This window comes from Faecalibacillus sp. H12, assembly GCF_013361255.1.
GTDB lineage: Bacteria > Bacillota_I > Bacilli_A > Erysipelotrichales > Coprobacillaceae > Faecalibacillus > Faecalibacillus intestinalis.
The window spans coordinates 47,789-69,132 of the sequence record NZ_JABWDK010000004.1 but is presented as its reverse complement, the minus strand read 5'-3'; the positions used below and the strand labels follow the sequence as shown (position 1 = coordinate 69,132).

Genomic DNA, 21,344 nt, shown 5'->3' with positions numbered 1-21,344 from the left:
AAAGATAAGAGGTTGAGGACGTTTGACTTATTTTAAAGGATAATTAACAAAAAATACCCATTATTGCATGGGTATAAGAAGTGAAAGAATTAAATTTTGATTTTCATGAATGATTTTGATACTGCCTTGATATTTTTTTAGTAGTAATTTGAGAGTATCATATTTTACTGGATCAATATTTTCAATTCCTAAATGCATGGTCATTGTTATTTCAAAAACACATGTATCTTGAATAATTTTAACTTGTAACTCTTGATGATTGACACAAAGAGCTGCTAAATCAAAAAGATAATTAATAATGATATTTAAATGATCATCTTGGATAAAGGAAATATCTTGAATAGAAATAATCATCGTAGGAATGATTTTTTTTAATTGTAATTGTTCAAGTTTCATATTAATAAATGAATCCAGCAACTTATTTCCTGATGTAATCAACATATCTTCTTGATCAAGTAAGGCTATTTTTTGATCAACGATTTGATTTATTGTTTCAAACTCTTTTTCTTTGATTGCCTGTTTCATTTGCAGATAATCATATTTTAAATCATGTTTTAATTTATAAAGTTCATTATTCTTTTTTTCAAGATAAGCATAATTTTGTGGATCATTTTTAAAATAAGTAATAGCTTGATTCAATAATTGTTGTTCATGATTTAATTTTGTATATTTAAAAAACATATAATAAGAAATCATCATTGTAATCACTAGTGTTGTAAGAATAATCAAATGTCGATTAACTCCTAAAATCTCAAGAAAATCATAATAAAGAATATGGTAAATACAAAGTGTACTTAAAGAAATCATCATTAATAAACTCCAATAAATATTTTGATTATCTATTGGATAACGTTGTTTTATATAAACAAGTAAAGCCATAACTGTCATATAAATTATGAATGATATAAGTGTATAAAATGGAAAAATAATAATAATATCTTTAACAACCAATAAAAAAGAAAGATAAAATAAAATTTCTGTTATCCTTCTTTTTAATGAATAAAACAAGAAAAAACATAAGCTCTCTAGAAACAAAATATCCTGTAATAATAAAGAAGAACTGATCATCATCACTACACCATTAACAAATAATGACATACCAATATATCTTTTAAACAGTTCTTTAGGAATATTTAACAGGTAAATTAAAGCAATTTCTATACAACTTAAATATAAAAAAGTCATTATTGAATATACCTCCTATAGGTATGATATTTTTCGATGAGATCTTTTGCTTTTCTAGAGACATTAAATGTTTGTTGATTTAAAAGAGTTACTGATTGATGATTAATTTTAGTCACATATTTAAAATTAATAATCGTATAGGAATTGATTTTATAGAAAGCAATATTTGAACAAAAATATTCCGTACATTTTTTTAAAGTCGTATATTGTTGAAATTCTTGATCTTTAGTATAAAAAGTACAAACATTTCTATGAGATTGAATATAATAAATATCAACGCAGCGAATATATTGATGATTTTTTTCATCAAGCAAATACTGTTTATTACTTTCTGCCTCATCTTTTTCTATCTTCAAAAGCAATCTCTTAAAATCTTCTTCATAAAAAGCTTTTCTAATAAAAAAATAAAGATGAATATCAAAACAATCATAAACTAACGCCTCATTAGCAGATACAAAAATGATCTTTGTCTGTTTATTTTTAACTTTTTTAGCAAGTTCAATCCCACTTGCTTGTAATAACATAATATCTATAAATAAATATTCATAATCCATCAAATCTAATGTTTCAAATTTTTCATTAAAAACAACAATCTCTGCATCTTCAAAATATAAACTTGTTTTTATCTTATTTTTTAATTGTGTGCTAAAACTAACATCATCATCTATAATTCCTATTTTCATATGTAACCTCTTTTCATTTATTATATAATAATTAGATTTATTTTTAAAAGAAAAAGATAAGAGAAACCTCTTATCCTAACTTTACTGGATATAATTTAAATAATCCCTCACCAACAAAAATCATTGATATCAAAATAGCCACAAAAATAATAGAAAGATTTATTTCACTAAAATGATAGTTAATTTCTATTGATGTAAACAGCCTTTAAACAACATCCCATTAACTTGTACCTTTTAACAATTGTTTAAAAAAGGCACCTTCATCTACTAATTGTTGATAACTTCCTGCTTCTTTTAAAGAACCATCTTTTAAAACGAGAATTTCATCAAATTTACTTAAGAGTTCCTTATCTAATTTATGAGTAATCATAAAGCATGTTTTATCTATATTTAAAAGAATACTTTCAATTTCTTTTGCAGTTATATGATCTAAATTAGATGTAGGTTCATCATAAATCAACAAATCTGCATCTTTAAGTAAAGCTCTAGCAATACTGATTCTTTGTTTTTCACCACCTGAAATATTATTTCCATTTTCATTAATAACTGTATTTAAATCCTCAGGTAAGGCATTGACAAAATCTTTTAAGCCTGCTTTTTCTATGACTTCTGTGATTTGATTATCTGAATACTCTTTAAAGTATGTGATATTATTTTTTAAAGTATCATTTAATATTGGCGCATTTTGATGAACGATTGATATATGTTGATAAATATTTTCAATATTTATTGTGTTGATATCTATATCATTAATATATAAAGTCCCTTTACTTACTTCATAATTGTTTAAAAGTAACTTGATGATCGTTGATTTACCAGAACCGCTGTTTCCAACAAGAACGTATTTTTTATTTTTATAAAAAACATGATTAAAATCATGAATAATTTCTTTACTTTGATCATAACTAAATGAAACATCTTTAAATGAGATATTTTCTATAGAATCAATTGAATTTATTCGATGTTCGTGGCTATTTTCAAAATATGTTTCTATTTTATTTTCAATTGGTTTTATACTTTTTAATAAAGGAATTTCATTTGATAATCTTCCTAAAGGATTAGCAATATTATTGACTAATTGTGTAATTGCCAGCATTTCACCTATAGTAATCCTATTTATAATTACAAAATAGAGAGAAATAAGTGTTGTCATTACACTTACTCCTAAAGAAGATAATGTTGAAAAACCTGAAATAATTCCTTCATCGTAGCGATAATTTTGCATACTTGTTTCATATTCATTTTCTACATAATCAAATTGATGAATGACATGATGTGTGATTTGAAAACATTTGATAAGTTCAAAAGAATTGAAGAAATCTTTGATTTTGATATTTAATTGACTATATTTTTGCGTTGAAATCATTTGTTTTTTAGATAAAACTTTTCCAAATAAAATAGGAGCAAATATGGCAATAACATTGATCACAATAACAATAATAGCTAAAGAAAATTGAAATGAAAAAACAGCTACTAAACAAATAATAAATTGTGAGAGATCTGCACTAATCGTTAATAAATTATCAAAATAGTTTCTTTCAATAATTTTTAAATCATTATTAAAAATACTTAAATAGGCTGATGAGTTTTCTTGATTGAACTCTTTGACTGTTTTAAAAAAGATTCCTTTAAATAAATCATGATTCAATGAAAACATCACATTTTTTAAATATTTAGCTCTAAAAAAACCTCTTAAAACATAGATTAAAAAATTAATGATAATAAACAAAACTGCTAAGATCATAACATGATAAAATTGGATGATATTTTTATCAACAGATGTATCTACCATTTTTTGAACAATGCTTGCTAAAAAAACAGACATGATTCCTGCTGTTGAAAATAAAAGAACACATATCATAAAATAAAATTTATTTCTTTTTAAATATTTTTTCATATTCATCTCACCCTTTTATCTATTGTAACATTTTTCATAAATAAAAAGCTATTGGTTGCCCAATAACTTAAAGTATCTTTTTAAAATACAAAACATCATCCATCGGATTATGATAATACGCCTCACGTTCAACAAATCTTACCTTTTTATAAAGATGAATTGCTGATTGTAAAGGAATAATCGTATCCAACACCATTTCCTTATATCCTGCTTTTTTAGCATACTCTAAAATTTCTAAAACAAGCTTTTTACCTAATTTATTTTCTCTATATTTTGGTTTTACATACAAGCGTTTCATTTCACAGCGACTCTTTGAATGGCAATGATAGGCAACCATTCCTATCACCTTTTTCTTTTCTACAGCCACTAAAAGTTCTCCTTCAGGAGCTGTATATTTTTTTACTGGATTTTATAATTCCTCATCAATATTTTAAAAAGATAAATCACGTCCCAAACGCTTTGTATATTCTATAATTAATTCTTTTACTTGATCTAAATAATCAACACCATTACATATTTCCATAAAATCCTCTGATTTCAAACTAATTTTTTTCATATATATTTTCTATTATCTTTGTATCATCCCATATTTTTGAACTTTCAAAAGTGATTACTCTTTCTTTTCCCTTTAATATAAAAATATGTTTTTGAATATCTACAAGAGATTTATTTTGGTAAAAGAAAACAACAACTTCCCCATAACATTTCTTTTTATCATTTTTTGTTTTCTTAATGCATTCATTTAATTGTTGTAAAGAAATATCAGTTATACGATCGATATCAAAATTATTATACTCTTGATATTGAGTACTTCCTTTTGCTTTTATTTCATCATAATAAGCATCTTTAAATTCATTTTTCTTAAAAATGAAAACACTTTGTTTACTTGCAGGTAAACATTTAATTTTTTGAACTTTTAATGATAGATCAATTGGTTTATTTGAAGTATTTTTTAAAATCAAAATAACTTGATCATCTATTTCCTTTGTTTCAAATGAATATAGTTTATTTTATTGATGACATCCTGTAAAAAGTGTTATCAAAATCATGAATGCACATATTTTTATAATCAATTTTTTCATAACTTTTCTTCCTTTTTATATAATCTACGTCGAAGTAAAACTTCTAAAATAAGATCAATAAATACTGTTACAAGATATATTGGATAATAATTCCAATATTTATCTTTTACTCTATTCATTTCATGAATTGGATTTTGTATAAAAGCTAATGTAATCAACAGTATTCCTAAAACATTAGAAATTCTAATAATGATCAATCCATAGTTATTTTCCTTATTTAGCAATTGTATAATTTGTCCTACAATACGTATAAGAAAAATAATTTCTATCGCTATCCAATAAAACATAAAATTTCATCCTTTCCTTTACATGCAGGCAAGAGAAAGCCAAATCAATGAAAGACAAAATACAACTACTGCTATTAAAAATAAAGTAACCCATAAAGCATATTTTCCAATATTTCTTTTCATATTTTTCTCCTTATTATAATTTTTAAAAGGTTTTATTATATATTTACTTACTTTTCAACAATACAATGGTTATTAAAATATTATTTTTCTATCAAAAAGTTTATTGCTTCTTTGGCGTTTGAAATAGGATAATAGGGTGTGCTTTTCTTTGTATTATCTTTATATTCTATTTCTAAACCTTTTTTATTTCCTTTTTTTGGTAAACTTCGATAATAATATCCTGAATAATCTTTTGCATTTTGATTATTAAACTCTAAAAACACTCCTTTTGCATAATAAAATACATAGCCTTCAAATTCTGGAGATACATATCGAAAACCCTCTAATTGTCCATCTTTTAAAAAACGTACTGCCACAAATTCTTGACAAGCTTTTTTATTGTCATCTTTTGATAAAAATATGTGATATTCAAAATAATCATCTAAACTACTTCTGCCTCCTATCAATCGATGATCTCCCATATATTTTTTAACATCTTCTTCTGTAAAATTGCTATTCAAATCCATAAACATTTTTTGATAAGGGCTATATTTTATGATTGTTTTAGTATCATCTAATAAAATATCCTTATTAGATTTTACACTACATCCACCTAATATTACTCCCATAACAAACAGTAATAAAATCATTTTTGCTTTCATTTTATTTCACCCTTCCTTGTTAAAACTACTCAAACATTTAATTATTAATTATATACGTACGATATTTTAAATATAAAACCATATTAATGATCAAACCAACGCACATAAAAGTTATGGCACTTGAATAATGAAACATTGTCATAATTGAAAAATGATACATAACCAAATCAATTACAAGTAATCCAAATAAAAGAAAAGTATTTCTTTTAAGATCAATACATTCTTTAGAAACAACCTTTTTAATCATCATAAAAAAATAAACAAATATTATAAAATAAAACAAATAATGTATGACAACTGATAAATTATAAAGCAAGCCTACTTCCCCATAAATGGAATTTCCATCCGTTCCTATTGTAATCCAATAGGTAGAAATGTAATTATCAAAGTATTTAAATGCTAATAAACCTATTATTTCAAAAACATAGCTTAAATAAATAAGACAAACATCATATTGTTTCTTCATTTTCTTTTCCTCCATCCATAATATTATGAATCAAGGAAGCGCTTTCCTTACTTTCATTATACGTCTTTCTACCATTATGTCAATTATACTTTTATTATAATAGTATCTTGTTTATAATAATTCATATGTTATAATCAATTTGGGTGATAAAAGATGGCAAAATCTAACAGTTTCTTTAATATTGATATGCTTGTTTTAAGTTTGTTGAAAGTAAAGGATTGTTATGGATATGAATTAGTAAAATTAATTAAAGAAATTTCCAATGGCTCATTAGATATTAAAGAAGGTACTCTTTATCCTGTTGTACATAATTTATTAAAAAAAGAATATATTTCATGTCGAGATGAGATCGTTAATAAAAAAATCAGAGTTTATTATCATATTGAACCAATTGGAAAAGAATATTTAGAACAAACAATTATTGAATTTAGAAAGAATATGCAAGGTGTATTTGAAATCATTGCATATGGTGAAGGCAAAAAAGATGAGTAACGATATAAAAAAATATATAAAATACGTTAAAAAAATTATTCCAATCCATTCAAAAGATAAAAAAGAATTTATACAGTTATTAACACAAAAAATCATTGAATTTTCTAATGAACATGACTCCTGTAGTTATCAAGATATCGTAGATGAATTTGGTAGTCCTAATGAAGTTGCTGGTTCTTATATTGAAACTTTAAATAGTGACGAAATTATAAAGAAACTTAATAAAAAGAAAATTATAAATATTTTTATTTCTGTCATAATTATTTTATGCATAAGTGTTTGGGGATTTGAAAGATATCGAATCAATCAATTGATTGATGAAGCAAAACATACAAAGATGAAAACATATACAGCTGAAGAATATAAAGAAAAAATAGCAAAAGAAAAACAAAAAAAATAAGTATTTAAATTAGGAGTAAAAAATGAATAAAGAAATCAAAAAATATATAAAATATGTTAAAAAAATTATTCCTTTTTATTCTAAAGATAAAAAAGAATTTCTAAAGTTACTAACACAAAAAATCATTGAATTTTCAAATACTCAACCTAATTGTACTTATCAAAATATCATAGATGAATTTGGTAGTCCTAATGAAGTTGCTGGATCATATATTGAAAGTTTAGAAAACGATGACATAATAAAGCAACTTAATAAAAAATATATTTTTAAAACATTAGTAACCATTATTATATTTATATCTATTGGTATTTGGTGTTTAGAAATTTATCATTTCAACAAACTCTACCAAGATGCAAGAGACAGTATTCATGGATATTGGGTAGAAGAAATCACTGAAGATAGTCGCATAGAAAATGAATAAGGCTCCTTTCGGAGCCTTATTTTTTTATTCAACATTCTTCAACGCTTCATCCATTGGGATTTTCTTGATTTTTCTCATTTGAATCATCATGACAAACAAATAAGAAATAACTGTCATAATAAACATCTTGATATAAACACTACCTTCTACATAGAAAGGAAGCCATCCTGCATATTTTTCAAAAACAATTTTGAAAGCATAAGATAGGATCCATGTTGTTATTCCAAAAGAAAGTAACGTTGAAATCATAATAACAATCGTTGTGGCATGAACATACATTTTTTGTATTTCTTTTGATGTATAACCAAGAATTTTAACCATGGAAATCGATACTTTATTATTTTCAATAATCATCTTTGTAAGAAGATAAATAAGCATAACAAACATCACAATTGCAAATCCTTCAACTAAATAAAACATTTCTCCCATTGAAACATTTAATTGTCTTGATACTTTTGTTAAATCATCTTGAGTAATGGTTGATGCGATATAGTCATCTTTTAAATCTGTTATTTTTTTATTAGAGAAATAACCATTGAAGTATCCTTCTTGACAGTTAAAAACTTCATTAAAATAAGACTTTGACATATAAAGTGCCATACTACCAGGTGCATCATAAATACCTTTAATTTCAAAAGTATAACGTAAATCTTTATAGCTTTCTTTTAAAGAAATACGATCTCCTTTTTTTAAATTATATTTATCAGCAACATCTTTTGAAATATAAACACCTTTTTTTGGTAATGATTTTATATGAATATATTGACTATTATTTTGTAAACCATAGAGACTAATATCTTCTTCTATTGTACTTTCTGGAAGTGTTTTTAATGAATAAAGTGAAAAAGCTTCTGCCCCTTTGGTTTTAGTTTTATAGTTATCATACATTTCATCATATTGATCATCAATCAAACTTAAGAAACTATCTCTAAATTCTTGAGGAATCGTTTGAAAAACTTGTTCAATGGCTGTGGTATCAACTGATTCTGGTGTATTTAAAATATATTGATATTTAGCTGTCATATTATTAACAACAATATCTTGATAATGATCGAGAACAGGATGCATATCCATTCCAAACATTAATAAAATAATTGCGAATAAAACACCCACAAATAATGTAATATAGCCTGATAAATTATTTAAAATAACACTTAATCTAAATTGAGAAAAGAAGCCCAAACGATGCAATACCAATGTTTTTTTATTCTTTTTAACTTTTTTAATATCTCTTTTCATAAATTTAAGAGGTGATAATTTTAAAGATTTCATTAAAATACCATAATTAATTAAAACCATCATAATAAATGGAATGATTGTCGTTTTAATGAAAGCATCCCCAGACCAAATCGTTACATAAGTTGGTAAGCTATAACTTCCATAATACATACCTGCCATGACATCTTTAAAATATGTATATCCTAAAATATTTCCTACAATACAAGCAACTAAGGAAACAAGAATAGGTAATGTCATATATTGAATCAACATTTCTTTTTTTGTATATCCCATAGCGCGAAGTGTTCCAATCATTGGTGCTTCACTTTCAATAGTATTTTTAGTAGTGATTGCAAAGACAAAGGCAAGAATTCCAATAATGATATAAAGTAAAACCGTCATCATTGCCTCATCACCACCCATATCATCACCTGTAAAGTGAATAGCTTGGTTAGCATATTGAGGAATATAATCGTCAATACCTGAAACATTTTTAACAAGTACATTTAAAAAATCATTACTGACATTAACTTCATTATCAACCTTTTTATTATATGTCCACGCATAGTTATAGTAGATTTTAGCATCTTTAAAGCGTTCAAACCCTTCATCAGAAACAATACCTACACCAAATTTAATAGCATCAAACATTAGATCACTGTTTTTTGAAAAGAGAGCACTATAATCTGATAAAGCGACGAGTCCCGTAATTTTTAACTTCTTTTTACCTACTTTGATGGTTTGGCCTACTTGGTAATTATTATTATCGGCATACATACGATCAATCGCTATTTCATTTTTACTTTGAGGAAGTTTTCCTTCCATAATACATACTTGATTGACTTTGTTTCTTGGTTTAAAGAGACGAATTGTACTTGTAGATTCTACTTCTTCTTCAATGTAATTAAGATCATAAATTGTGACACCTTCTTTTTCTAAAGCCTTTTTATTTTCTTTTGATAGAGAATCATTTAAACGAAAATGTCCATCTTCAATATTGTATTTATCAAAACTGTCATTATAAGCTTTGATCATTGAGCCATCAGCAACTAAAAACCCTGAAATAAGACCAATAGACCCTGCCATAAATAAAAATATAATTAAATATTTCGCAATTTCATCTTTTAAAATATATGGTAATCTTTTAAATAATGGATTCTTCATTTTACCAATTCAAATCCTTTGCTGGAATTTTATGTGTATTTTTAATATTTTCACGAATACGCCCGTCATGTAAATAAATCACACGATCAGCCATATCTTTAATTGCATCATTATGCGTTACAATAATAGTTGTATTACCATATTTTTTATTAACATCTTCAATCAATTGTAAAATATCTTTTGATGTATGATAATCTAAAGCCCCTGTTGGTTCATCACAAAGCAATAAATCTGGATTTTTAATGATTGCACGTCCTATTGAAGTTCTTTGTTGTTGACCACCAGATAATTGGTTTGGTTGTTTATAACGATGTTCTTTTAAACCAAGTGTTTGTAAAAGTTCTTCTTTATCTAATGGATTTTTACTTAAATATTTTCCTACATCAATATTTTGTTCAACATTTAAATGTGAAATCAAATTATACATTTGAAAAACATATCCCAAATGATTACGACGATAATTTGTTAGATCTTTTTCTTTTAATGTTGAAATTGTTTTCCCTTGAATCATAATTGTGCCACTATCTGGTTGATCAATTCCTCCAATAATATTTAGCAGTGTTGATTTACCAGAACCTGAAGGCCCAAGTAAAACACAAATTTCACCTTTTTCTATTTCAAAATCAATACCTTTTAAAACTTCTGTCTTATATTCATCTTCACCAAAGCTTTTTTTAAGATCCTTGATTGATAAAAACATAATATCCCCCTCCTATAGTTAGCCTAATCTAACTAACTATAGAATACTATCCCTTTCCTTTTTTTTCAAGTATCTCAAAGAAAAAAACGGATTTCTCCGTTTTTATAACTCAATATGTTTCATAATGGCTTTGGCAATACCATCATTATTATTTGTATCTGTAATTTCATTAGCTACTGCTTTTAATTCATCTGAAGCATTTCCCATAGCCACACCTAAGCCAACATATTCAACCATTGATTTATCATTTTGAGCATCTCCAAAAGCCATCATTTCTTCTTTTTTATAACCCATAGGAATTAAAACACTATCTAAAGCTTTGGCTTTATCAACACCTTTTGCAGTATATTCAAAATAGAAATCAGATGTAAACATACAGTTTAAACGATCTTTAAATGGTTCCATCATTTCCTTATAATGTGCTTGTAAATAGTCTGGATCACCAAATGTAAGAATTTTATTGATTTCAAAATCAACAAAGGCTGCTAAATCTCTTTTTTCACATAAGATGTAGTTATTTCCTCTTGATTCATATTGCATCACATTAAATGGTTTTCCTTTATATGTAATTGTATTATCAAAAACATCATTAACATACATATATTCATCTTTATCAAACATTGGTCTTGCTTTAAAATTCTTTAAATGTTCTAAGACAGCTTTACTATCTTCTACTGAAATCGCATGATTATAAAGTGTTTCATGACTTTGACAATCAACTACTTTTGAACCATTGAAACATACAAATAAACCATGATGATTTTCCATATCCAATTCTTCAGCAAGTTTTAATAATCCACTTGTTGGTCTTCCTGAAGCTAAAACCAAACGTACCCCTTTATCTTGTGCTTTTAAAAGGGTTTCTTTAGTAAGTGGTGTAATGACTTTTTCATCATTGACTAAAGTCCCATCAATATCCATAATTATTACTTTAATTGCCATAATCTATCTCCTTTTCTATTAGTATAATAAAGCACTTTTACAACTTCAACATACTTTCATAAAAAGAAAAAGAAACAGAAAATATCTGTTTCTAATGTAATAATGAACGTGTTGAACCTGAAGCAATTAAGAATGTACTTCCATTATGAAGCATGGCGAGCATTTGTGGTGTAAGTAAACCTAATGCTCCTAAAACAATAAAGGATGTATTTAAACCAACAATCAAACGATATTGACTATGAATACGTTTAAATAAGCCTTCTGAAATCATTCTTAAAGCGACGATATCATTTAATGAATTTGATACAAGTGTAATATCTGCAAGTTCACGTGCAATATCTGAGCTATCTTGAAGTGAAATCGAAACATCTGCCATGGATAAGGCCGGTGTATCATTAATACCATCTCCTACCATCACAACGGTATTTCCTTCTTTCTTTAAACTTTCAATATAACTTGCTTTATCTTCTGGTAAAACTCCTGCTCTAAAATCATCTAAATTTAATTGTTTCGCAATTGCTTTTGCACAGTTAGGACTATCCCCTGTAAGCATAATGACTTTATCAAAACCAATATCACGAAGTTCTTGAACAACTTCTTTAGCTTCTGGTTTTAAAGGATCATAAATACTAATAATACCTGCAAGCTTTTTAGCAATAGCTAGATAAATAAGGGAACTTGAACCTTTACTTTCAAGTGAAGAAATCAAATCTTTAATTTCTTGTGTCATTTCTACACCTTCATCTTCAAAGACAAAATGACTGCTTCCAATAATAACATCTTCACCATTTAAGCTTGTCGAAATACCATGAGCAATCACATATTTTACTTCCGCATGTTCTTCACGATGTTTTAAGTTTTCAACTTCTGCTTGATGAACGATGGCATTAGCCACACTATGTGGGAAATGTTCTTCTAGACAAGCCGCAATTTTTAAAACTTCTTCTCTTGTATAATCTTGTAAAGGAACGACATCTAGTACAACAGGTTTGGCATGTGTTAAAGTTCCTGTTTTATCAAAAACAATCACATTTGCATCCTTCATGCTTTCTAAATGTTTTCCACCTTTAACTAAAACATTATGCATTGAGGCTTCTTGCATTGCTGAAATCACTGAAATTGATGTTGATAAACGAATCGCACAAGAATAATCCACCAATAAAAGAGCAGTAGCTCTTGTGAGATTTCTTGTAAATGCCCAAACACCAAAGAATCCTAAGAAACTATAGGGAACAATGGCATCAGCCATATGTTCTGCTTTTGATTGAATAGATGCTTTTAATGATTCATTGGTATCAATCATATCAATAATTTTAGCAATACGACTTTCATCTTGTAAGTTTCTAACTTTAACAAAAATCTTTCCTTCTTCAATTAACGTTCCCGCATAAACCGTATCATTTAATGTCACACGTTTGCTTAATGGTTCACCTGTAAAGCTTGATTCATTAACCATGGCTTCACCATCAATGATTTCCCCATCAATAGGAACCATGCTTCCTGTTTGAACAATAACAGTTTGTCCTTGTTTTAAATCAGACATCGCAATTTCTTGTTCTTGTCCATCTTTATAAATCCAAACTTTATCAAATTTATTCATCAAGCTATCACCTAATTGTAAAGTAACTTTTTGACGTGTGTAATCTTCTAATAATTCAGAAATTTTAAGCATCAACATAATATTGCTTGCTGTATTAAATTCTTTGCGTAATAAAGATATCCCAATACTTGTTGCATCTAAAACTGGAACATCAATACGTTTATTTCCAAGTGAAGCAATCCCCGCTTTAAAATAAGCAAGTGCTTTATAGATGGCAATTCCTTTACCAACAACATTTGGTAAAAAGAGCTTAACAGCATATCTCTTAGCAAAAATTTTAATTAATTCATGTTTAAAGCTTTGATCAAGTACTTGTAAATTTTGAGAACAATTTTTAGGAATTTCTCTATTTTGTAAAGTACTTAAATCATAACTTTTTAAATAACCAAATACTTCATTTTTATAATTTTCATCGAAAACCAATAGAAGACTTCCATTTTTATAATGTGCTTCTACATATCTTACATATTCAAGTTTTAAAAAATCGCTTTTTAAAATAGTTGCTTGTTCATTTGTAAAAGCATATTGTCCAAAACGGACACGTAATCTTCCATCGATTTCATGAACTATTTTAAAATTACTCATCATTATTGTGCCTTACTTTTTTCTACTGCTTCAGCATAGACATCTTGAGCATCTTCTTTAATAGAAGTAACAGTTGCTTCTACGTTATCTTTTACTTGCATTCCACTAGCTAATCCTTTAACAGCTAATTCTCTTGCTTTATTGCTTTTAGCGAACTTTGAAGTGACAACAGCAGTAACTGCTCCTCCTACAAATGTCCATAATTCTTTACTTTTAAAAAATTCTTTCATCTTAAAATCCTCCATTCTTTTTTACATTATACGATATTTTCTAAAAAAATAAATAATTTTTTATTTCGTTTCTATTTTTTTATCATTCCTTGCTCTATTTCAATAATTTCATCACATAAAGCAAGAGATGACTTTCGATGACTAACAATAATAATCAATTTTTCATCTTTAATTCGTTTTAAACTTTCTAACAGGGCTGCTTCATTTAAACTATCAATACGACTTGTTGGTTCATCTAATAAAAGAATCGGTGTTTTTCTTAAGAAAGCACGTGCTAGACCAATTCTTTGTTTTTGACCACCCGAAATATTTTCATCATAAATCGTTTGATAGCCTTGTGGTAAAGACATAATAAAATCATGAATTTGTGCTTGTTTACAAGCTTCTATTACATCTTCTTGACTATAAGCAGGATTTAATAAAGTAATATTATGATATAACGTATCTTTAAATAAAAATGTTTCTTGATCAACATAGCTGATATTTTCTTTTAAAGTGTGGCTATTGATATTTTCAATGGATTCATGATCAAATAAAATCTCACCTTCACCTTGATAAATACGCATCAATAATTTCAATAAAGTTGATTTACCACATCCACTTTTTCCAAGAAGACCATAGGTTTTACCAAATTCAAATGTATAATTGATTTGATGTAAAATTTCAGTAGACGTATTTGGATAATGAAATGATAGATTTTTTACTTCGATTGGTAAATTTAAAGTAGTATTTTTATTTGTAATTTCTTTAAGTAATGGTTCTTCATCTAATAGATTTAAAATACGTCTTGCACAAGGGAATACTTGATTCAAATTGTTTGCGAGATTTGCTAGGGCAATCGTTGGTCCAAAAGAAGATGATAGAGCCATCATTGGAATCAACAATTCTTTAGAAACATGATTCTTGATCAATAAAATAGCAATAACAATCGATAAAATAATCAGCCCATCAGAAAGTATTTGTTGAAAACTTTGATGTTTGATTAATTTTTGATGTGTTTGGGTTAAATTATTTTGATAATCCATCATCTGTTCAAAGCGTGTTTCTTGTTGACTAAATTGTATAATTTCTCTTTTTCCTAAGACTGTTTCCAAAACAAAAGTATTATAATTAGCAAGTAAAAAACGATAATTACTTCCCTCTTTTTGACTCACTTTATAAGTGATATATGGAATCAATATACCCATGATACCATAACAAACAAAAGCAAGTATCCCAAAAACAAAATGATAAGAATCTATAAAACAAATCATAATTATACTATAAATAAAGGCAATCATCACTGGCGAAATAGTATGAGCGAAGAAAACTTCTAAGAGTTCAACATCACTTGTCAACATTGCAATAATATTTCCTTTATCTTCATTTTCTAATTTAGCTGGTGCCAGTTCTCTTAATTTTTCAAAGACTAAATGCCGAATATGGGCCAATACTTTAAAGGCAATATAATGATTACATGCTTGTTCTATGTATCGTAAGATTCCTCTTGAAAATGCACAAAGAATAATTAATTTAACAGCAAGTGAAAAGGAAATTACTTTACAAAAAGCGAGAATGATAAAAACGGTAATAAAGGTTGCTGTTAAATGCCCTAACACACCTAAAATAATTGCCAATAACATAATCATAAAAAAAGGACGTACTAATTTTAATAAAGAAATAATTAATTTTGTCTTATCTTTCATTTTCAATAATCCTTTCTAAATTCTTTTGATTTTCCACAAGCTCTCTAAATAAATTAGCTTGTTTAAATAATTCCTCATAACTTCCTTGTTGAATCAATCTTCCCTCTTTCATCACAAAAGTAAGTTGACTTTCTTTACAATGAGCCATGCGATGTGTAATAAAAATAACAATTTTATCTTTAGCTAAACGTTTCATAATTTTTAAAATAATCTCTTCACTTTCACGATCAACATTATTCGTTGCTTCATCAAAAATATAAACATCACTTTCACGCAATAACGCTCTTGCAAGAGCTAATCTTTGTCTTTGTCCACCTGATAGATTTTTAGCTCCTTCATTAAGTTGAAACCTTAATCCTCCTTGATTTTCAAAGACCTCAAATAGTTTTACTTCTTTTAAAACAGCCATCATTTTTTCTTCATCAATACATCCTGACATTGCAAGATGATCAAAGACTGTCCCTTTTAAAATATATGTTTCGTCTTTGATCAACGTTATTTTTTGATAAAGTGTCATTGTTTCTGGTATTGTTTCTTGATTATAAAGAATTTTACCTTTTTGAATTGGATATAAATTCATTAGCAGTGAAGCAATCGTACTTTTCCCTGAACCTGATTCTCCTACAATCGTTAAAAACGTTCCCTTTGATAAAGAAAATGAAACATCTTTTAAAATAATTTTTTCATCATAGCCAAAAGTTACATGTTCAAAAGATAAAGTTGAAATCGATTCTTGATAACTTTCTTGAATATCATCCAAGCTATCCAATAGTTTAAAAATTTTATCTGCTGCCGCGTTTCCATTTTGTCCAATATGAAAATAACTTCCTAACATTCTTAAAGGTAAAAAGAATTCAATAGAAATCATTACAATAAAAACAAACATCATAAAAGTAATATGTTGATTTAAATATTCTTGTAACCCCAAAACAACTCCTAGGCCAAAACCACCATAAGCTACCAGATCCATCACACTAATCGAATTCAGTTGCATAATTAAAACACGCATGGTTTTCTTTCTAAAATCTTCTGCTTCCCTATCCATTTTATCTTGATAATATAAATCACTTTGATAATATTTTAAAGTTGTAAGTCCTTGTAAATTTTCTAAAAAAGAATCCGCTAATCCTGTATAACTATTCCAATATTTCGCTAATAACCTTTTAGCTATTTTTTGTACAACAACAATAGAAACAGGAATAAGTGGTACACATAAAAGCAAGATAAGCGCTACTTTTAAAGACATAAAACCAACAACGATAAATAAAGTAAGTGGTGCCAACATGGCATAAAAGAATTGTGGTATATATTTAGAAAAATAAATTTCTAATTGATCAATACCTTCACTTGTAAGTTGAGTAAGCGTCGATTCTTTAAAAACTGTTGTTTGTTTTTGATGATATATCTTATCAAAAACACTTTTTCTTAACTTTGTTTTAATCGTTTCAGTTAAAGATAATGCTTGTTTATTTTGTGTTGTTTGTAAAAAACATTTTAAAGCAAATAAACAAATCACACTTAATAAATAAAAAACAAGTGAAAAAGATTGTTTTAGATAAAGACAAGATAAAACATAACTATGTAAAAATGTCAGTAGAATATGACAAACTAAAACCAACCATTGAATCAAAACTAACCCATAAACATTTTTCATTTCCGCTTTAAAAGTTTTTAATAATCTTTTATTAAACATTTTTTCTTCTCCTTTCTTTAAGTGAAAGCCATCCATGTTTGATTGTTAGAAGTGGATAGTAAAAAAGCATATATTTTCCAGAAAAGCGCATCACTTTTTTTACTTGGCTTCGATATTCTTTTTGATAACAATGAACTTTACATCCACTACAAAAAGTTTTAGTTTCCATAAAAGGACATTTATCAATACGCAAACAAGCGTACTTATAAAGATCTTCACACATCTTACTTTCTTGAGGATGTTTTCTTTGATAAATATCAATCATTACCTTTAATATTCTTTTTTCATTTTCTCTTTTTTGATCTATTTTATTCATTAATAATCTCTACTTTCTTTAACATAATAAAATGATGAATACTCATTACCATCAATAAACATATCTTTCCAATCCATATAGGTGTAATCATTACAGCAATCAAAAAAATAAGTGTTACTGTAAATAATGACTGATTCCTTTTCTTTTTGGTTGTCTTTCTTTCAATGACCATTTCATTGATATATTTTTGATAAAGTTTTGTTTGAATTAAATATTCATGAAATCTATCTGAACTTTTTGAAAATAAAAAAGCACTTAAAAGTAAAAATGGGGTCGTTGGCAATATTGGTAAAACCACACCAATCGCTCCTAAAATAAATGATATAATTCCAAATATAATAAATAATATTTTCATGTTTCCTCCTATAGTTAGTTATACCTAACTGCTATCATCATATCTATTTAAAATAAAAAAACAAGCATTTGATTTGTTTCACCCATGAAACAAAATGCTGTTTTTTTCATGTTTTATAATACTTTTTCGTGTTTCATCAATGAAACAGTATTTTTAAAAGGGCAAGATTTTCTGGCATATGTCCTTTTAATAAATTAACCTTTAATTTAACCGTAAGCGATGTTTGCATCAATCTTTCTTCTTTTGTATAAAAGAAATTTAAATCTGTAATAGGTATATAGAAACAATCATTTTTTTCAAAACAATCACATTCCTTATTCTGAATAAGATATTTCATCGATTTTAATTTAGAAGAAATCGTAATTCTTTCTTTTAATAATTCTTTTTTCATTTCAATTGGTTGAAATACAAGAAATCCTTGATGGTGCTCAATTAAAAGATAGGCAGGATGCTCAAAACCTCGATTAGCCATTGAATGAACATTTGCATCTTTATAATGAAATAATGTAAAAGAAAAATTATATTTACCTGGTTCTAAATGATGTTCTAAATAATGTCCTGAAAATTCTACAAGGTCTCCCAGTTGATCAAAAACTTTATTAAAATGAATACGACTACAAATGCGTTCAATGGTTTCATCATTAAGTGTCGTATAGAGTTTGATAGCTTCTTGACGAGCCTCTTCTTCATTTAGGTGACTTGTTTCTTGTAGCCAATAGGTTAGATTCTTTATTTTTTCTTGAATTTTTTCAATATATTCTTGTCCTTTTTTTGAAAGCTGACATTTACCTTTATCTAAAGTTAATCCTTGTTCATAAAAAGTATTGATCATTCTTGACATTGTTGCTTTTGAAACATTCATTTTTTTAGCTAGTAATGTGACTGTTATTTTTTTATTTTCATTCATTAATAATAAGCTTTTTATTTTTTCTGTTGTCATTTTAATCCCTCATATTGTAAATTAGCATAAGCTAACTAATATGTCAATGTTAATGATATTAACATTTAAAGCTCTTACATTTTTAGTAATTTGTTAATGGGATTTAAAATGATATCTAAATGCTTTATCTTTTTTATCATTCATTCTATAATATACTTGTATTAAGAAAGAGGGAATAAAATATGAGTATCAATGAAATTAATGAACAAGCAAAAGAATCTTTAAAAAAATATTTTAAGGACAGTCAAGACATCCAACATGATGATGACACTAAAAAACAATTAACAATTGAAGAAATGTATCAATCAGTTGATGATGAAATCAAAGAACAAGAAAAGAAATTAGAAGAATTACATCAAATGCGTCATGCATTACAACATAACGCTAAAGAAGCTTATGAAGCGGTTTATGGGAAAACTGATGAAGCAGCAGAAGTAAAACATACTACTGTTGAAGAAATGGAAAAAGAACATCACGAAAATGTTGAACATCAAATGGAATATGTCAATGAATTAAAAAATAAATCTTTAAAAAAATAGGTCAACTCGACCTATTTTTCATTTATATATTCATCTTCACTTTGACGATCATCAACATATGAAGCAACTACAATTTTCGTTTCTAGATTCTTTTTATAATCATACGAAAAGACACCTGCATATAAAATATCAAATAAATATTTTAAAGAGGTTGTTGAAGCAAAATCACCTATTTTAATATGTAACATTTCTCTTGAAGAAAGATACAAATGAACATCCGCCAATCTTGAAATAGAATTTTCTGCCATACAAGTAATTGAAATAAATGGAATATTTCTTTTATGATAAATTTCTGCAACTTCCACCATTTCTCTTGTTTGTCCTGAATAAGAAATAATGATTGCACAATGACTCTCATCGGCAAGACAGGCACTTCTTTTTTGACCCGTTACTTGATCAATGACTTGAACATCTTTACCAATATACATCATTAATGTTTTAAAATGTTTCGCTAGTAAAACATGATCGAGAACACCATAAACATCAATAACTTGTGCTTTTTGTAATAAGCGAACCGCTTCTTGTAGATCATCATGATGATTAAGTTGCTGTGTATCTTGAATGGTTTCTTTTTCTAATAAAGCAAGATTTTTTGTAATTGTCATCAAATCATCACTTAATAAAAAAGGAATAGAAGCATCTACATCTGTTTCTTCTAACATATAAGAAAGTTCTTTTAAATACGCACTTTTAAATTCATTAAAACCACTATATCCTAACTTCTTAGCAATTCTTACAAGCAAAGGAGCGCTTGTAAACGTATTCCTTGCTATTTCATTAGCAGACATTTTTTCAATATTCATTCCTTGATCAATAATATAATCAACAATTTCCTTCTCTGTTTTTGAAAAATGTGTATTTTCTATTTGATTGACAATGAGCATAAAAATCTCCTTTCTATAATTCTATTGTTTCTAAATCATTAGGAACATAAATCTTCCCACTAAAATAAGCTTTTCCTTCTTTTGTATAAAGTTCTTTACGATTTTCAATATTTTGATCTTCGCTGTGATATAAAACCACATTTTTTACTTTTAATTTTTCAGCAAGCTGACACGCATCTTTAACTGTTGAATGATGTTTTTCATAAGGATGAAAAATATCTGCTTGATCATATAAACAAAAAGCTTCATGTAATAAATAATCACTCTTTAAAGCATATTTTTCATTTTCTGCGTTATAAGGTTCATCCCCACAACATGTTAATTTTCTTTCTTGATCAAGTTCCATCATAAAACCAAATTGTTTAGCTTTCGTTGAATGAATATCAAAGAAAGTTACTTTCTTACCAATAATTTCTTTCGTTTGACCATCGTTTACAACCACAAGATGTAAACGGTCATGAATAAATTTTGTTTGCTTACTTTGTAAAAGCATTTGAGAAATCGTTTCTAACATCTCAATCACTTCTTGATGACCATAAATATAAGCTTCTCCTTCATATTTACCAGCTGCCATATTTTGACAAATCAAACGAATCATCCAAATCATCCCTAATAAATGATCAATATGTTTATGTGTGACAAAAATATGTTTTACATCTTTCCAATTGATCCCTGCTTTTTCAAGTTGATTTAAAACTGTATTGCCCCCACCAGCATCAACCATCAAATAATCATTTTCATTTTCAATGACAAAACAAGTATTATAGCACTTTGTCACAAGTGCATTTCCTGTTCCAAGCATTGTTAATTTCAAGT

24 protein-coding genes and 1 pseudogene are annotated in these 21,344 nt (G+C 27.0%); 4 read left to right on the top strand and 21 right to left on the bottom strand.

Annotation, left to right across the window (positions count from 1 at the left end):
• Nucleotides 1-60 precede the first annotated feature (60 nt).
• From HUU89_RS05630 to HUU89_RS05595, 9 genes and pseudogenes are all read right to left on the bottom strand, one after another.
• Nucleotides 61-1,185, bottom strand: coding sequence for a hypothetical protein (locus HUU89_RS05630; RefSeq protein ID WP_175301211.1), 1,125 nt, complete (start codon nucleotides 1,183-1,185; stop codon nucleotides 61-63).
• A complete protein-coding gene (locus HUU89_RS05625; protein WP_032091474.1) occupies nucleotides 1,185-1,868 on the bottom strand; it encodes a LytR/AlgR family response regulator transcription factor in 684 nt (227 codons plus the stop codon). Before HUU89_RS05625 ends, HUU89_RS05630 begins: the two co-directional genes overlap by 1 nt.
• A gap of 220 nt (nucleotides 1,869-2,088) precedes the next feature.
• On the bottom strand, nucleotides 2,089-3,765 hold the full coding sequence (locus HUU89_RS05620) for an ABC transporter ATP-binding protein (protein ID WP_175301210.1): 1,677 nt from the start codon (nucleotides 3,763-3,765) through the stop codon (nucleotides 2,089-2,091).
• A gap of 67 nt (nucleotides 3,766-3,832) precedes the next feature.
• A pseudogene (locus tag HUU89_RS14920) lies at nucleotides 3,833-4,141 on the bottom strand (GNAT family N-acetyltransferase); the annotation flags it as partial.
• Between the two features lie 54 nt (nucleotides 4,142-4,195).
• Nucleotides 4,196-4,321: a hypothetical protein gene (locus HUU89_RS15280; protein ID WP_317992323.1), complete on the bottom strand. Its 126-nt coding sequence runs from the start codon at nucleotides 4,319-4,321 to the stop codon at nucleotides 4,196-4,198.
• A complete protein-coding gene (locus HUU89_RS05610; RefSeq protein ID WP_175301209.1) occupies nucleotides 4,308-4,727 on the bottom strand; it encodes a hypothetical protein in 420 nt (139 codons plus the stop codon). Before HUU89_RS05610 ends, HUU89_RS15280 begins: the two co-directional genes overlap by 14 nt.
• A gap of 116 nt (nucleotides 4,728-4,843) precedes the next feature.
• A complete protein-coding gene (locus HUU89_RS05605; RefSeq protein ID WP_175301208.1) occupies nucleotides 4,844-5,134 on the bottom strand; it encodes a hypothetical protein in 291 nt (96 codons plus the stop codon).
• A gap of 203 nt (nucleotides 5,135-5,337) precedes the next feature.
• A complete protein-coding gene (locus HUU89_RS05600) occupies nucleotides 5,338-5,898 on the bottom strand; it encodes a hypothetical protein (RefSeq protein ID WP_175301207.1) in 561 nt (186 codons plus the stop codon).
• A gap of 37 nt (nucleotides 5,899-5,935) precedes the next feature.
• Complete coding sequence (locus HUU89_RS05595; protein ID WP_175301206.1) at nucleotides 5,936-6,364, bottom strand: hypothetical protein; 429 nt, start codon at nucleotides 6,362-6,364, stop codon at nucleotides 5,936-5,938.
• A 153-nt stretch (nucleotides 6,365-6,517) separates the two neighbouring features.
• On the opposite strand from HUU89_RS05595, the gene HUU89_RS05590 reads away from it, so the two are divergent.
• From HUU89_RS05590 to HUU89_RS05580, 3 genes are read left to right on the top strand one after another with little or no spacing between them, the layout of a single operon-like run.
• Nucleotides 6,518-6,856 (top strand): PadR family transcriptional regulator, encoded by a 339-nt coding sequence (locus HUU89_RS05590; protein WP_147579889.1) that lies wholly within the window; start codon nucleotides 6,518-6,520, stop codon nucleotides 6,854-6,856.
• A complete protein-coding gene (locus tag HUU89_RS05585; protein WP_175301205.1) occupies nucleotides 6,849-7,256 on the top strand; it encodes a DUF6120 family protein in 408 nt (135 codons plus the stop codon). The genes HUU89_RS05590 and HUU89_RS05585 overlap by 8 nt, the downstream gene beginning before the upstream one ends.
• Before the next feature lie 22 nt (nucleotides 7,257-7,278).
• Nucleotides 7,279-7,677 carry a DUF6120 family protein gene (locus tag HUU89_RS05580; RefSeq protein ID WP_032091481.1) on the top strand — a complete coding sequence of 133 codons (399 nt, stop codon included), beginning with the start codon at nucleotides 7,279-7,281 and terminating at the stop codon, nucleotides 7,675-7,677.
• Between the two features lie 24 nt (nucleotides 7,678-7,701).
• Here the strand turns inward: HUU89_RS05580 and HUU89_RS05575 are convergent, their stop codons facing one another.
• The 10 genes from HUU89_RS05575 to HUU89_RS05530 form a co-directional block, all read right to left on the bottom strand.
• Nucleotides 7,702-10,059: an ABC transporter permease gene (locus HUU89_RS05575; RefSeq protein WP_175301204.1), complete on the bottom strand. Its 2,358-nt coding sequence runs from the start codon at nucleotides 10,057-10,059 to the stop codon at nucleotides 7,702-7,704.
• A 1-nt stretch (nucleotide 10,060) separates the two neighbouring features.
• The gene (locus tag HUU89_RS05570; protein WP_147579892.1) at nucleotides 10,061-10,759 is read right to left on the bottom strand and encodes an ABC transporter ATP-binding protein; all 699 of its coding nucleotides are present in this window, start codon (nucleotides 10,757-10,759) and stop codon (nucleotides 10,061-10,063) included.
• Between the two features lie 102 nt (nucleotides 10,760-10,861).
• Entirely contained in the window at nucleotides 10,862-11,701 is an 840-nt protein-coding gene (locus HUU89_RS05565) for a Cof-type HAD-IIB family hydrolase (protein ID WP_175301203.1), read from the bottom strand.
• A 91-nt stretch (nucleotides 11,702-11,792) separates the two neighbouring features.
• Nucleotides 11,793-13,886, bottom strand: a complete 2,094-nt coding sequence (locus tag HUU89_RS05560) for a heavy metal translocating P-type ATPase (protein WP_175301202.1) — start codon at nucleotides 13,884-13,886, stop codon at nucleotides 11,793-11,795.
• A 2-nt stretch (nucleotides 13,887-13,888) separates the two neighbouring features.
• A complete protein-coding gene (locus HUU89_RS05555; RefSeq protein ID WP_022002136.1) occupies nucleotides 13,889-14,116 on the bottom strand; it encodes a DUF6110 family protein in 228 nt (75 codons plus the stop codon).
• Nucleotides 14,117-14,187: 71 nt separating this feature from the next.
• Nucleotides 14,188-15,801, bottom strand: coding sequence for an amino acid ABC transporter ATP-binding/permease protein (locus HUU89_RS05550; protein WP_175301201.1), 1,614 nt, complete (start codon nucleotides 15,799-15,801; stop codon nucleotides 14,188-14,190).
• On the bottom strand, nucleotides 15,791-17,494 hold the full coding sequence (locus HUU89_RS05545) for an ABC transporter ATP-binding protein/permease (RefSeq protein WP_175301200.1): 1,704 nt from the start codon (nucleotides 17,492-17,494) through the stop codon (nucleotides 15,791-15,793). Before HUU89_RS05545 ends, HUU89_RS05550 begins: the two co-directional genes overlap by 11 nt.
• Nucleotides 17,487-17,810 carry a nitrous oxide-stimulated promoter family protein gene (locus HUU89_RS05540; RefSeq protein ID WP_175301199.1) on the bottom strand — a complete coding sequence of 108 codons (324 nt, stop codon included), beginning with the start codon at nucleotides 17,808-17,810 and terminating at the stop codon, nucleotides 17,487-17,489. The genes HUU89_RS05545 and HUU89_RS05540 overlap by 8 nt, the downstream gene beginning before the upstream one ends.
• A complete protein-coding gene (locus tag HUU89_RS05535; protein ID WP_175301198.1) occupies nucleotides 17,803-18,165 on the bottom strand; it encodes a YbaN family protein in 363 nt (120 codons plus the stop codon). The genes HUU89_RS05540 and HUU89_RS05535 overlap by 8 nt, the downstream gene beginning before the upstream one ends.
• Nucleotides 18,166-18,301: 136 nt before the next feature.
• Nucleotides 18,302-19,105, bottom strand: coding sequence for a metal-dependent transcriptional regulator (locus HUU89_RS05530; RefSeq protein ID WP_032091490.1), 804 nt, complete (start codon nucleotides 19,103-19,105; stop codon nucleotides 18,302-18,304).
• A gap of 182 nt (nucleotides 19,106-19,287) precedes the next feature.
• On the opposite strand from HUU89_RS05530, the gene HUU89_RS05525 reads away from it, so the two are divergent.
• Nucleotides 19,288-19,644: a hypothetical protein gene (locus tag HUU89_RS05525; protein ID WP_175301197.1), complete on the top strand. Its 357-nt coding sequence runs from the start codon at nucleotides 19,288-19,290 to the stop codon at nucleotides 19,642-19,644.
• Between the two features lie 11 nt (nucleotides 19,645-19,655).
• Here the strand turns inward: HUU89_RS05525 and HUU89_RS05520 are convergent, their stop codons facing one another.
• Both HUU89_RS05520 and HUU89_RS05515 read right to left on the bottom strand, forming a co-directional pair.
• Entirely contained in the window at nucleotides 19,656-20,528 is an 873-nt protein-coding gene (locus HUU89_RS05520) for a MurR/RpiR family transcriptional regulator (RefSeq protein ID WP_147579897.1), read from the bottom strand.
• Between the two features lie 13 nt (nucleotides 20,529-20,541).
• Nucleotides 20,542-21,342 carry an MBL fold metallo-hydrolase gene (locus HUU89_RS05515; protein ID WP_175301196.1) on the bottom strand — a complete coding sequence of 267 codons (801 nt, stop codon included), beginning with the start codon at nucleotides 21,340-21,342 and terminating at the stop codon, nucleotides 20,542-20,544.
• Nucleotides 21,343-21,344 lie beyond the last annotated feature (2 nt).

Coding starts and splice junctions, on each gene's coding strand:
- HUU89_RS05630 (WP_175301211.1), bottom strand. CDS start 1,185: ATGACTTTTTTATATTTAAGTTGTATAGAAATTGCTTTAATTTACCTG.
- HUU89_RS05625 (WP_032091474.1), bottom strand. CDS start 1,868: ATGAAAATAGGAATTATAGATGATGATGTTAGTTTTAGCACACAATTA.
- HUU89_RS05620 (WP_175301210.1), bottom strand. CDS start 3,765: ATGAAAAAATATTTAAAAAGAAATAAATTTTATTTTATGATATGTGTT.
- HUU89_RS15280 (WP_317992323.1), bottom strand. CDS start 4,321: ATGAAAAAAATTAGTTTGAAATCAGAGGATTTTATGGAAATATGTAAT.
- HUU89_RS05605 (WP_175301208.1), bottom strand. CDS start 5,134: ATGTTTTATTGGATAGCGATAGAAATTATTTTTCTTATACGTATTGTA.
- HUU89_RS05600 (WP_175301207.1), bottom strand. CDS start 5,898: ATGAAAGCAAAAATGATTTTATTACTGTTTGTTATGGGAGTAATATTA.
- HUU89_RS05595 (WP_175301206.1), bottom strand. CDS start 6,364: ATGAAGAAACAATATGATGTTTGTCTTATTTATTTAAGCTATGTTTTT.
- HUU89_RS05590 (WP_147579889.1), top strand. CDS start 6,518: ATGGCAAAATCTAACAGTTTCTTTAATATTGATATGCTTGTTTTAAGT.
- HUU89_RS05585 (WP_175301205.1), top strand. CDS start 6,849: ATGAGTAACGATATAAAAAAATATATAAAATACGTTAAAAAAATTATT.
- HUU89_RS05580 (WP_032091481.1), top strand. CDS start 7,279: ATGAATAAAGAAATCAAAAAATATATAAAATATGTTAAAAAAATTATT.
- HUU89_RS05575 (WP_175301204.1), bottom strand. CDS start 10,059: ATGAAGAATCCATTATTTAAAAGATTACCATATATTTTAAAAGATGAA.
- HUU89_RS05570 (WP_147579892.1), bottom strand. CDS start 10,759: ATGTTTTTATCAATCAAGGATCTTAAAAAAAGCTTTGGTGAAGATGAA.
- HUU89_RS05565 (WP_175301203.1), bottom strand. CDS start 11,701: ATGGCAATTAAAGTAATAATTATGGATATTGATGGGACTTTAGTCAAT.
- HUU89_RS05560 (WP_175301202.1), bottom strand. CDS start 13,886: ATGAGTAATTTTAAAATAGTTCATGAAATCGATGGAAGATTACGTGTC.
- HUU89_RS05555 (WP_022002136.1), bottom strand. CDS start 14,116: ATGAAAGAATTTTTTAAAAGTAAAGAATTATGGACATTTGTAGGAGGA.
- HUU89_RS05550 (WP_175301201.1), bottom strand. CDS start 15,801: ATGAAAGATAAGACAAAATTAATTATTTCTTTATTAAAATTAGTACGT.
- HUU89_RS05545 (WP_175301200.1), bottom strand. CDS start 17,494: ATGTTTAATAAAAGATTATTAAAAACTTTTAAAGCGGAAATGAAAAAT.
- HUU89_RS05540 (WP_175301199.1), bottom strand. CDS start 17,810: ATGAATAAAATAGATCAAAAAAGAGAAAATGAAAAAAGAATATTAAAG.
- HUU89_RS05535 (WP_175301198.1), bottom strand. CDS start 18,165: ATGAAAATATTATTTATTATATTTGGAATTATATCATTTATTTTAGGA.
- HUU89_RS05530 (WP_032091490.1), bottom strand. CDS start 19,105: ATGACAACAGAAAAAATAAAAAGCTTATTATTAATGAATGAAAATAAA.
- HUU89_RS05525 (WP_175301197.1), top strand. CDS start 19,288: ATGAGTATCAATGAAATTAATGAACAAGCAAAAGAATCTTTAAAAAAA.
- HUU89_RS05520 (WP_147579897.1), bottom strand. CDS start 20,528: ATGCTCATTGTCAATCAAATAGAAAATACACATTTTTCAAAAACAGAG.